Genomic DNA, 11,988 nt, shown 5'->3' with positions numbered 1-11,988 from the left:
AGGAATTCTGGGTGTCTTGCCACGGAAATTTAGACAAAAAAATAGCATTCAATTAGATCATAAAAGACTTTTGCAAGAGGTCTAGTAACCATCAAAGCAGATGTTAAAGGTCGTTTTCCTCAACATATCAAAGAAAAATTAGAGCTTGAAGCATATATTAAACCTGTAAATATTAATGGAGCAACACATCATGCTAAATTTTCAAAATCAGGGGAAGAATGGTTACTTTCTCTTGAAAATATGGATTCAGGATTATATCGCTTAGAAGTAAAAACCAAAAGAACTGGAGGCGGTTTTCCAAATCCAGTCAATGATTTATTTGAAGTTGAATAAAACAATACAGATCAATAAAAATGAAGAAATAAAAACAAAAAAGATATGGTTCTAAGATGGTCAAAATTTAATGAAGTAGGGTTAGCTGGTTTTGTTGTTCGAGAGTTACCAGCTTCTTTCAAGTTACCATCTACTGTCAATCGGCTTGAATTAATTCATTGGGATAAATACCAACTGGTAAAAGAAATTTATAACACTTTGATGAAGAAGAATATTAAATATGCTCTTGAACCATTTAATTCAGAGCGTAATATTCAAATGATTCGCACATCTCAAGAAATTCTAGAAACTCTCAATGAAGGAACTTGTCTTGACTTAGCCATTCTCTTTTGTGGTATTTGTTATGCTTGTGATTTAATTCCGCTTTTAATTGTACTTAATGGACACGCTTTAGCAGCAGTATCAATACGTCATGAACGAAAAGAATGGTGGAAAAATAGCAGTGGAGATGGAGAACGAGAAAAAGAAAGAAAACTTTTTGAACAAGAACCTCTTCGCAATCATCAACAATTAACAGAGTTGATTGATTCAGGAAATTTTATGCCAATTGAATGCACTGGTTTTAGTAGTTCTCCGACTGTTTTACCAGAAGATAAACCAGAAGGAATAGGAAGGACAACTGAGGGGTTTTTATCATTTGAAAGGGCAATTGAAGCTGGAAAAGAGCAACTTAATACATCTGGGAGAAAACTAAGATTTGCTCTCGATATAAGTATCACTCATGAATATTGGAAGATTCCAAACCAAGATTTAAACTTAATTAGCACTGTAAATCAGTGTTTAAAAGAAGGATGTAAATTATTGAAAAATAAAAAGTTTGAGGAAGCAGAAGCAAAATTTGAAGAAGCACAAAAGTTAGAAAGCAAATCTCCAGAGCCTTGGTATTGGAAAGCTCAATTGGCTTTAGCAAAAAATAATAAAACAGTAGCCTTAGCATATATTAATCGGGCTTTAAAGCTCAATCCTAATTATTGGTATGGATTAGCTTTGAAAATCAAACTTTTGTTATTGATGGGGGGAAATTATAGAAAGGAAGCAAGAAATATAGCCGAGCAAAGTCATCAAATATCAGATGAATTAGTTTCATGGCTAGATTGTCTGAAACAAAACAATTGTTTTAACTCCATAATTATCACAGACTCAGAATTAGAGGAGAAATGTCCTTTTCCTACCTATAGCTGGTAACCTGAGTTAGATGTAAGCAAAAGCAATAAATCTCTAAAAACTGGAGTTTAGATTAAATACTCATACTGTATAGTCCATTGTGACACTTTGAACTCATAAAAATATTAGAAGATTTATAGAAAATCTGTTACCTAGCATTCCCATACCGAGGAAACCGACTACAATCTCGGATTTTAAATCTGAACTCCGAACTTCTAACACCGAACTTAGGTTGCCTTCTCCCTAAAAGCTAGAAAGTTTATAATCTATGGAAATAAAAACTGCTCTATTTTCTGGACTATCCAAGCTAACTCAACTTTCCCCTTGTAGTAATGGGTAGCTTATGCTTATAATCCATAGAATTACAGCGAATTATCTCTTATCAGTTCATCATAACTATTTGTCTATATATCTGAATGCACATCGCTTGGCTTGGGAAAAAATCCCCTTTCTGTGGAAATGTAACATACGGTCGGGAAATAACCAATGCCCTACTTGACCGAGATTATCAGGTTAGTTTTCTTCATTTTTCGCAAGAAGAGACGGATTTAACTCATTCGCCAGACTGTAAGGAAGTTGCCTTGCCCTTTCTCTATAAATCCCAAATTTACACCATCCCCACCCTTAAATCTAGCAAGGTTTTAATGGATGCTTTGGCTAAGTTGAAGCCAGATGTCGTTCATGGTTCCCTAACATTATCCACCCTCGACTTTCAACTTCCGGAAATCTGTCAGGCTTTAAAATTACCCCTCATAGCCACATTTCATCCACCTTTTGACAGCAAATTACGCAATTTGAAGTCCAGTACCCAATTTTTAACCTATCAGCTTTATGCCCCGTTTTTAGCCCACTACGACAAAGTGATTATTTTCTCACGACTACAACAAGAGTTATTGATGAAATTGGGGGTTGATAAGCATAAACTGGCGATTATTCCCAACGGGGTTGATACAGTTAAATATTCTCCAGGCATTTCTTATCTCAAGTCTCATATCAAAGCAAAGCGACTGTTTGTTTATGTAGGACGTATTGCCACAGAGAAGAACGTAGAAGCCTTATTAAAGGCTTGGAAACAGGTTGATATGGGGAATTATAGTAAATTGTTGATCGTTGGGGACGGACCCCTTAAACCCTCCTTAGAAGCTCTCTATGGGAGAAAAAATAATATTTATTGGTCGGGGTTTGTGGCCGATGAACAAAAACGTATTGATATTTTACGGGCTGCTGATGTGTTTATTTTGCCTTCTTTAGTAGAAGGATTATCTTTATCATTATTAGAGGCTATGGCCTGCGGTGTGGCTTGTATTGCAACAGATGCAGGAGCTGATGGGGAAGTATTAGAAAATGGAGCCGGGGTGGTGTTAGATACTCAGGGGGTTACCACACAGTTGAAGACTCTGTTACCTTTGTTTCGAGATCATAGCGAAATCACCCAACTATTAGGACACAAAGCTAGACAAAGGGTATTAGATAAATATTCTTTGACTAATAATGTTTCTCAGGTAGAAAAAGTCTATGAAGAAGTTTTGGGAAGGGCTAATTTTTCTGTTGTGAGTCATTTACCCTGAAAATAACCATAATTTATTAATTAAGATTGGGTTGTGATTCCCATGTAGTGGAAATTTTACAAACTGTTAGCAACCTGACAATTATAATGATGGCTAAAATACCTGATAAACTTCTTGATTAAAAACATTCTGCACAATAAATAACAAAATAAAGCTAATAAGAGCAGCAATAACAGGAGTGGTGATCCAACCAGAGGCAATACCCCCTAGAACTCCCCATTTAAGCTGTCTAACCCCTTTGATACCTTTTAAAAGAGCAATACCAATGACTGCACCCACCACTGCTTGAGAACTAGAAACAGGAATGAGAGGAATGGGAGGTAAACCCAGACTGACCACAAAATTTGACAATTCTTGGGAGGAAAAAGTAAATAATACTAAAGAATTAGCCAAAACCACCACTAATGCACCCACAGGAGATAAGGTCATTAAACTACCACCCACCGTCATCATCACTTGCTTAGAATAGGTAAACACCCCAACAGCAATGGCGATCGCTCCTAATAAAAATAATTGTTCTACTGCAGATATATCAAAAATTCCGGCAATTTTTAGGTTTTCAAAGGGAGAAGAAGGCACAAAAACACCCATTACATTACCAATATTATTGGCTCCCAAAGTATAAGAACCAAAAGCACCAACAATAATTAAACCCCAACGAATATTATTATCTAAACTCAAAAGATGGGGTTGAGTATTTTCAATCAAAAGTACAACTAACTTATAGATAACTGCCGCAAATATAGCTGCCAAAATAGGACAAGCAACCCATGTCCCCATAATTTTGATTAAATCATTAATATTGGTAGGGGAATCACTAAACCAGTTCCAACCCACGATCGCTCCTACCACTGCTTGAGAAGTGGATACTGGCAGTCCTAGCTTAGTCATCCATAAAACCGTTATTGCAGCCGCTAAAGCAACGGTAAAGGAACCAGCTAAAGCATTAACGGCACCTAGTTTTCCTAGTCCTCCGGCTGCCCCTGCTCCTGCGGTTACTGAACCAATAATAATAAAAATACTACAAATAAAAGCAGCAGTAGAAAAACGAATCATGCGACTACCCACGGCAGTTCCAAAGACATTGGAAGCATCATTTGCACCGAGGGACCATCCCAAAAATAAGCCACTAGAGAGAAAAATAAAAGTGCTAATTAAGTCCATAAATTTAATCTAACTAATTTAACAATTTAAGTTATGATAACCATAATATGCGTTGAATTGCTTAAATATCTAACTAAAAGAAAAATACTCCCCACACTTCCCACACTTCCCACCCTCACTAAACCAATATTTTGATACACCCAATTGAAAACTACTATAAAGTGCGTTGAATTGCATAAATATCTAACTCGTCTGCCACATTTTCAGCGAGATCAGCAATAGCATCGATAGCGTTAACTATATCTCGTAAGTTGATTTTTTCGGAGAATTTATAGTCAGTAGCAAAAATTTTCTTTTTCAAACTAATGGCTATTTTATCAGCTTCAGACTCATAAACTCTGACTTGATAAGTATGATCTTTTACCGATTTAGGATCACGAAAAAAATTACGAGCAGCAATAATCACTGATTCTATACTTTTAACAACCACTTGCACTAAATCTAAAAATTCTTTTTTCCCGATTTGATTATCTGTATCGTCTGTTTTTGATTCTATTTCTTGGTCTTGATCCCGTTCAATCATTAAGTCTTGAAAATTTTTACCCATCAAATCCAAAAGAGAAAATAAATCCGTCAGTAGTCTCAGAACATCAGCCCGAAAATCAGGGATTAACATTTCACTATAAAGAACATTAATAATGGAACGTTGTAACTCCCTACATCTCTGTTTTAGTTGAGTAATTTGTAATAGTTTTTCCTCACAAGTATCTGAGGTATTTCTTGTATCAATAAAACTACTAATTCCCCTTTCAAAATAAATTGCTCCTTCTGCTACTTTATCGAGGAATTCGTCTATTTGTCCCTCTAATAATTTTGTTTTTCCAAATAAAGCAGGTGTTTCTTTAGACATGAGTTCAATTAATCAAAATCAACAGGCAATAAATTATACTAAATCCAGTGGTTCTGTAGCAAAAACTTAGGGTAAAATGTAATATAATGTAGGAATTGTTGCAGGTTAAAGGCAAGATAGTGATTCCTATCTGGTAAAAAAACTTTTGCATAGTTATTTATGGGAATCAATACCACAATTACTCCCTTATTTGAAAAATAGATAACAATTCCCAGGATGACAATAAAAAAAGTTCTAACAATGTAGAGTCAAAATGATAGGATAACAAAGGCAAGGAATTCGTATAAATATATGGTAGAGACTTTATTATTTAATGCGCTACGGGAAGCCATTGACGAAGAAATGGGACGGGATGACACAGTATTTGTCTTAGGGGAAGATGTAGGCCATTATGGCGGTTCTTATAAAGTAACAAAGGATCTTTACAAGAAATACGGAGAATTAAGGGTTCTCGATACCCCCATTGCAGAGAATAGTTTTACCGGAATAGCTGTGGGAGCAGCCATGACCGGATTACGTCCCATCATCGAAGGGATGAATATGGGCTTTTTGTTATTAGCCTTCAATCAAATCGCCAATAACGCCGGGATGTTACGCTACACTTCCGGGGGAAACTTTAAAATACCAATGGTGATTCGTGGACCAGGAGGAGTAGGACGACAGTTAGGAGCAGAACATTCCCAACGGTTAGAAGCCTATTTTCACGCCGTCCCTGGTCTAAAAATTGTCGCTTGCTCCACCCCTTATAATTCCAAAGGACTCCTCAAAGCAGCCATTCGTGACGGCAACCCCGTCCTCTTTTTTGAACACGTTTTACTGTACAATCTCAAAGAGAATCTTCCCGATACAGAATACATTGTCCCCCTAGACAAAGCAGAAATTGTCAGAGAAGGGAAAGACGTTACTATTCTCACCTACTCGAGGATGCGCCATCATTGTATCCAAGCTTTAAAAGAAATGGAAGCCCAAGGTTATGATCCCGAAATTATTGACTTAATTTCCCTCAAACCTTTTGACTTACAAACCATCGGGGAATCAATACGGAAAACCCATCGTGTCATCATTGTGGAAGAATGTATGAAAACCGGAGGCATTGGGGCGGAATTAATTGCCCTAATCAATGATAACTTTTTCGACGAATTAGATGCCCCTGTAATTCGTTTATCCTCCCAAGACATTCCTACCCCTTACAATGGAATGTTAGAAAGACTTACCATCGTGCAACCTCCCCAAATCGCTGAAGCAGTGGATAAGTTGATGACCCTACATATTTAGTCATATCAAATGGAGATGGGGTGTACTGAGTGGTGAATCATCGGTTTTTCAGTCCCCCTTCTCGATCCTAAACTCCTACAGAAAAATATGAAACAACGACGTTTGTTGATCGGTTTTATTCTTGCCCTGGTTATCGGTGCGATCGCCCTTCTCAATGCTCTGCCCTTACAGTTAGGTTTAGATTTGAGAGGGGGAGCTCAATTGACCATTCAACTCAAACCCACCGAAGAAGTTAAAAATGTTTCCCAAGAAGACTTGGAGGCGGCTAAGACAGTGCTGCAAAACCGAGTGGATGGGTTGGGGGTGGCTGAACCTGTGGTGCAAACCCTTGGACAAGATAAAGTGGTGGTACAGTTGCCCGGGGTTACCGATCCCGAACAAGCAGAACGGGTATTGGGGGGAACAGCACAACTAGAATTTCGCCAACAACGGCAGGGAACAGAGGGACAACTACAAGCTGAACTGACTATTCAACGGGAGAAACAACTGGAATTGAACGCCTTGAGAATCGGAGAGGTTACCCCAGAAGCAGAAGAACGTATTGCGGAGTTAAACGCAGAAATACAGACTTCTAACGAGGCAATATTGGAATTTTTCGACTCCGTTGACCTATCAGGTAAAAACCTGGACAATGCCCGTTACGGTCCCGCTCAAGGCAACGGATGGGAAGTAATTATCGATTTCGACAACGAAGGGGGTAACAAGTTCGCTGAACTGACTCGGAATATCGCTGGAACCGGTCGCACCATCGGCATCTTCTTGGATAATGTCTTAATCAGCGCACCTGTGGTTGGGGCGCAGTTTGCTACTACCGGTATTACTGGGGGAACTGCGGTGATTACAGGGAATTTTACCGTGGAAACCGCCAACGAATTAGCAGTACAGTTACGGGGTGGTTCTTTGCCTTTTCCAGTGGAAGTGGTAGAAAATCGTACTGTTGGGGCAACCTTGGGACGGGAGAGTATTCAACGTAGTATTTATGCTGCAGTAGCAGGTTTAGTGCTAGTTTTGATTTTTATGGGGGTTTACTATCGCCTACCGGGGTTAATCGCTAATTTAGCTCTGGGAGTCTATACTCTGTTGACTTTAGCTAGTTATTCTTTGATTGGGGTTACCCTAACCCTTCCTGGTATTGCCGGGTTTATCCTCAGTATTGGTATGGCAGTGGATGCTAATGTGTTGATTTTTGAGCGCACCCGCGAAGAGTTGCGCAAAGGTAAAACTTTATACAGTGGGGTGGAGTCGGGATTTTATCGGGCATTTTCTAGTATTTTAGATAGTAATGTCACTACTTTGATCGCCTGTGGTGCTTTATTTGGCTTAGGATCGGGTTTGGTCAAAGGTTTCGCGCTAACTTTGGCTATTGGTGTTTTAGTAAGTATGTTTACCGCCTTAACTTGTACTCGAACTTTCTTATTAGTGACAGTGTTGGGACTGCCTACGGTGCGGAAAAAACCACAACTATTCTGTCCTAATTTACCCACACCGAGTAAGTCTTAGACAAAAAATATGGGTTGTTATTGTTCAATTATTGGTTCTATTCGAGAGAAAAAATGCGCTTAAATATTATTAAATGGGAACGGTTGTGGTGGTCAATTTCTAGCTTCATTGTTTTGGGTGGAATTTTGGCTATGGTCATTTCTTATACAACTTTTCAAGCTCCTTTAAGACCTAGCTTAGACTTTATCGGTGGAACCCGTTTACAATTACAATTATCTTGTGGAGTGGCAGGGACTTGTGAGGAACCTATCGATGTTGTAGAGGTCAGGGATATTCTCGCAGACCAAGAGCTAGGGAATAGTACCATTCAAATAGTAGATGGAAACATTCTTTCCATTCGCACTAAGAATTTAGACGTAGACCAAAGGACCCAATTACAACAACAACTTAACGAAAAAATAGGTGATTTTGACCCCGAAACTATCCAAATCGATACCGTGGGTCCCACTATTGGTCGAGAGTTATTTCAGTCGGGAATTTTAGCGTTATTGGTTTCTTTTTTCGGCATTATTGTCTATCTCAGTGTTAGATTTAAGTTCGATTATGCTTTTTTTGCCATCGTCGCTCTCGTTCACGATGTCTTAGTAACCGCAGGGATTTTTTCCGTTTTAGGATTGGTTGCCGGGGTAGAAGTGAATAGTCTATTTTTAGTGGCTTTGCTAACAATTATTGGTTTTTCTGTTAACGACACGGTGGTTATTTACGATCGCATTCGAGAAAATATGGAGAGAGATGAGGAAGAACTTTCTGTTAACGATGTCGTAGAGGATGCCGTCAATCAAACCCTAACTCGTTCTATTAATACCACCGTTACCACTTTATTGCCCCTGGTTGGTATTTTCTTATTCGGTGGCGAAACCCTCAAATATTTTTCCCTAGCCCTAATTTTAGGGTTTCTGGCTGGTTCCTATTCCAGTATCTTTATTGCTAGTACCCTACTGGCTTGGTGGCGTAACCGTCAACCACTGGCTAATGGTTAGGGTGAGAATGTCAGCAGACTCCTCACTCTCTACTTAAGTTAGAAAGTCTCAGCAGACTACAAAACTGATAACCGATAGCTGATATGATTAACAACAGGCATTCAAACACCTTAGTGTTACTCCCCTAAAGTTAACTGACTTTCTTAAAGTTTTATAAAGATTTTTATCAAAGTATTTGTAATTGAGACATATAGAGTCTAAATTGCAAAAAATAGAAACAGTAGCACTTATTCCATTTTCGATTAACGCAAGCTCAAACCCTTGTAGGAGAACTTATGAATATTGCCGTGGTAGGCTTAAGTCACAAAACCGCCCCAGTAGAGGTCCGAGAAAAGTTAAGTATTCAAGAGGCTAAACTAGAAGAAGCCTTGACCCATTTAAAAGGCTATCCTCATATTGAGGAAGTCGCTGTCATTAGTACCTGTAACCGTTTAGAAATTTATGCAGTGGTGACGGACACAGAAAAGGGAGTGGTGGAAATAACTCAATTCCTATCAGAAACTGGTCAGATTCCCCTAAGCTATCTCCGTCGGTACTTATTTACCTTGCTTCATCAAGATGCGGTGCGCCATCTTTTGAGAGTGGCTGCTGGGTTAGAAAGTTTGGTACTAGGGGAAGGACAAATTTTAGCTCAGGTGAAAACCACCCATAAACTATCTCAAAAGTACAAGGGTATTAGCCGGTTACTCGATCGTCTCTTCAAACAAGCGATAACAGCAGGAAAACGGGTTCGTAGTGAAACCAATATCGGTACCGGTGCGGTGTCTATTAGTTCGGCTGCGGTGGAATTAGCTATCACCAAGGTAGATGATTTGGCCACCCGTAACATCAGTATTATTGGTGCAGGAAAAATGGCTTGCTTACTGGTGAAGCATCTTGTAGCGAAAGGTGCCACATCTATTACCATTGTGAACCGTTCTCAACGGCGTGCAGAGGAGTTAGCCAAAAAATTCCCCCAAGCGGAGTTAACCCTGGTTTCTCTCGATGAGATGATGACGGTGGTGGGTAACTCTCATCTGGTTTTTACTAGCACAGGAGCAACCCAACCCATTTTACATCGAGATAATCTTCAAGAGGTGGTATCCGTGCAACAGGGGTTAATGTTATTTGACATCTCTGTCCCTCGAAATGTGGCTACAAACGTCCAAGAGATGGAAATTGTGGCTGCTTATAATGTTGACGATTTAAAGGCTGTGGTAGCGCAAAATCAGGCTAGTCGTCGTCAGATGGCTCTCGAAGCTGAGGGGTTACTAGAAGAAGAGGTAGAAGCGTTTGAACTCTGGTGGCGTTCCTTAGAGACAGTTCCTACTATTAGCTGCTTGAGAACAAAAGTAGAGGGTATTCGTGAACAAGAACTAGAAAAAGCTCTATCCCGTCTGGGAACTGAGTTTGCTGAAAAACACCAAGAGGTGATTGAAGCTTTAACGAGGGGTATTGTTAATAAAATACTCCATGAACCGATGGTACAGTTGCGAGCGCAACAAGATATAGAAGCAAGACGACGCTGCTTACAGTCTTTACAAATGCTGTTTGATCTTGAAATTGAGATTGAAAAACAATTTAGTTAAGAATTGGGGTTTTTAAATATCTAATATTTTTTAAGAGTCTCTCGTTAAAAGAAATTTTAACGAGAGATTTTATTCATCAGTGTATTATAGCTTTTCTCGGACTCATGAGGTACACCTAACTCCTGCCTCCTGCCCCCTGCCTTCTGCCTCAAAGAGATAACCTCTGTACCTCACAAGTGTGAGAAATGCTATATAGTGTCAGGGCTAACTACAGTGGTGGGGTTACCATCTCTTACTGCAACATAGTTTGGAGAGAGAATTTCTATGTCTTGACTATTACATTCATCCTGAATACTCTTGTGTAAATCTGAGTATATTTTTGGAATATCGTTGACTTTATTGATATGAACATTTAGTTCGTAGGTAACTGCAAAGTCACCGAGATAAGTTAGCAATACAAATGGGGGTGGATTAGACAATATATTATCTGTTTTTGCGGCTGCGGCTATAAGTGTTTGTTCTACCTTTTCTCTAGGAACATCATATCCCAAACCAACAGGTGTATGAAGGATTAGAGTTCGAGAATCTTCATTCTGTTTATCAATCTTTTTATTAGCCTTTGCATCACAATGTGCGCTCAAATTAGTAGTTAAATTTTGAAATAGAATAGAATTAGGTATTGTAATAATACAATTTTTTACTGTTTTAATTTCATGAAAAAATAAGTTTTGTTCTTTGACTTCTCCAACAATATCTCCAATTTTTATCCAATTTCCTTTGGTAAGAGGATTAACATATATAAGAAGCAACCCTGATACAATGTCAGAAATAAGCCGTGAACCACTCCAAGTGAAAGCGAGTACGATAAATGCTGATATTCCTGCAAAATAAACAGTTCCAGCACCAGGAAGATGAGGAGCGGCAAGGAGAATAACAAATATGGATATTATCAAGTGACCGATAAAAATAGTTGATTCCTTAGCACTATCATCTTTACAAATAACATTGTGAAAAATTGGTAATGGTATTCTTGGAAAAATAAATTTGATTATATACCTTGTTAAAAACAAGTCCATAAAGTACGCACATACAACAATGAAAATAAGAGGGGGTAATTCATCCTTTAAATACTGAATAATCTTAATCAATTGGGTTTCAAAAAAGTTTATAAATATAAGAAAAACTCGGATTATAGGAAAATCCCATTTAGGGATAGCTAATCCGACAAAAAGGTAACAGAAAAATATTATACTTAATAACAATAATATTAACTCAACAAAATGCTTAACACAGAATTTACCGAATAGTATTTTAATTATTCTATTCTTATTCGTCTTATTTCCTTTTAAAAAAGCCAATACTAACTTTCCAAGTGTCGATGGGATTCTTTCACGAACAAAAAGCTTTATTTGATTAATAAAAAGCCATAGTAGTGCTAGTATTACTAGTGATGTTACAATCAACTGGATTTTCTTTATTCTGTGATACAAGTCGACCCGTTTGTTTATTTGTTTCGCAGAACAAATACCTAACTCTTCTTGGGTTTTTACTTTCTTTTTACTATCCTCTTCATCTTCCCCTGGTAAGTTACACGTATCTTCTCAAAAAGCCAGGGGTCACTCGCTGCGAAAACTTAGGCCAAACAT

Annotated in this window: 9 protein-coding genes; 6 read left to right on the top strand and 3 right to left on the bottom strand. The window is 38.3% G+C overall.

Annotated elements, in window-relative coordinates:
* Positions 1–378 precede the first annotated feature (378 nt).
* The gene (locus tag P9B04_RS05305) at positions 379–1,518 is read left to right on the top strand and encodes a tetratricopeptide repeat protein (RefSeq protein ID WP_342053960.1); all 1,140 of its coding nucleotides are present in this window, start codon (positions 379–381) and stop codon (positions 1,516–1,518) included.
* A 395-nt stretch (positions 1,519–1,913) separates the two neighbouring features.
* On the top strand, positions 1,914–3,065 hold the full coding sequence (locus P9B04_RS05300; protein ID WP_342053959.1) for a glycosyltransferase family 4 protein: 1,152 nt from the start codon (positions 1,914–1,916) through the stop codon (positions 3,063–3,065).
* 93 nt (positions 3,066–3,158) lie between these two features.
* On the opposite strand, the gene P9B04_RS05295 is transcribed toward P9B04_RS05300, so the two are convergent.
* Together P9B04_RS05295 and P9B04_RS05290 are read right to left on the bottom strand one after the other, a co-directional pair.
* Positions 3,159–4,229: an inorganic phosphate transporter gene (locus P9B04_RS05295; protein WP_342053958.1), complete on the bottom strand. Its 1,071-nt coding sequence runs from the start codon at positions 4,227–4,229 to the stop codon at positions 3,159–3,161.
* 154 nt (positions 4,230–4,383) lie between these two features.
* On the bottom strand, positions 4,384–5,079 hold the full coding sequence (locus P9B04_RS05290) for a DUF47 domain-containing protein (RefSeq protein ID WP_342053957.1): 696 nt from the start codon (positions 5,077–5,079) through the stop codon (positions 4,384–4,386).
* 291 nt (positions 5,080–5,370) lie between these two features.
* Between P9B04_RS05290 and P9B04_RS05285 the strand changes: the two genes are divergently transcribed.
* The 4 genes from P9B04_RS05285 (at position 5,371) to P9B04_RS05270 (ending at position 10,402) form a co-directional block, all read left to right on the top strand.
* Positions 5,371–6,354 carry an alpha-ketoacid dehydrogenase subunit beta gene (locus tag P9B04_RS05285; RefSeq protein WP_342053956.1) on the top strand — a complete coding sequence of 328 codons (984 nt, stop codon included), beginning with the start codon at positions 5,371–5,373 and terminating at the stop codon, positions 6,352–6,354.
* An 87-nt stretch (positions 6,355–6,441) separates the two neighbouring features.
* Positions 6,442–7,854, top strand: a complete 1,413-nt coding sequence (gene secD, locus P9B04_RS05280) for a protein translocase subunit SecD (RefSeq protein ID WP_342053955.1) — start codon at positions 6,442–6,444, stop codon at positions 7,852–7,854.
* A 53-nt stretch (positions 7,855–7,907) separates the two neighbouring features.
* Positions 7,908–8,834: a protein translocase subunit SecF gene (gene secF, locus P9B04_RS05275; RefSeq protein ID WP_342053954.1), complete on the top strand. Its 927-nt coding sequence runs from the start codon at positions 7,908–7,910 to the stop codon at positions 8,832–8,834.
* 275 nt (positions 8,835–9,109) lie between these two features.
* Entirely contained in the window at positions 9,110–10,402 is a 1,293-nt protein-coding gene (locus P9B04_RS05270) for a glutamyl-tRNA reductase (protein ID WP_342053953.1), read from the top strand.
* A 188-nt stretch (positions 10,403–10,590) separates the two neighbouring features.
* Here P9B04_RS05270 and P9B04_RS05265 read toward each other — a convergent pair whose 3' ends face one another.
* Complete coding sequence (locus P9B04_RS05265; RefSeq protein ID WP_342053952.1) at positions 10,591–11,805, bottom strand: mechanosensitive ion channel family protein; 1,215 nt, start codon at positions 11,803–11,805, stop codon at positions 10,591–10,593.
* Positions 11,806–11,988: the final 183 nt, after the last annotated feature.

Origin of the sequence: Crocosphaera sp. Alani8 (genome assembly GCF_038442745.1) — a bacterium.
Taxonomy (GTDB): Bacteria; Cyanobacteriota; Cyanobacteriia; order Cyanobacteriales; family Microcystaceae; genus Crocosphaera.
Note: the sequence above shows the minus strand (reverse complement) of the source record. Positions and strands in the feature narration are given on the sequence as shown.

Coding starts and splice junctions, on each gene's coding strand:
- P9B04_RS05305 (WP_342053960.1), top strand. CDS start 379: ATGGTTCTAAGATGGTCAAAATTTAATGAAGTAGGGTTAGCTGGTTTT.
- P9B04_RS05300 (WP_342053959.1), top strand. CDS start 1,914: ATGCACATCGCTTGGCTTGGGAAAAAATCCCCTTTCTGTGGAAATGTA.
- P9B04_RS05270 (WP_342053953.1), top strand. CDS start 9,110: ATGAATATTGCCGTGGTAGGCTTAAGTCACAAAACCGCCCCAGTAGAG.
- secF (WP_342053954.1), top strand. CDS start 7,908: ATGCGCTTAAATATTATTAAATGGGAACGGTTGTGGTGGTCAATTTCT.
- P9B04_RS05285 (WP_342053956.1), top strand. CDS start 5,371: ATGGTAGAGACTTTATTATTTAATGCGCTACGGGAAGCCATTGACGAA.
- P9B04_RS05290 (WP_342053957.1), bottom strand. CDS start 5,079: ATGTCTAAAGAAACACCTGCTTTATTTGGAAAAACAAAATTATTAGAG.
- secD (WP_342053955.1), top strand. CDS start 6,442: ATGAAACAACGACGTTTGTTGATCGGTTTTATTCTTGCCCTGGTTATC.
- P9B04_RS05295 (WP_342053958.1), bottom strand. CDS start 4,229: ATGGACTTAATTAGCACTTTTATTTTTCTCTCTAGTGGCTTATTTTTG.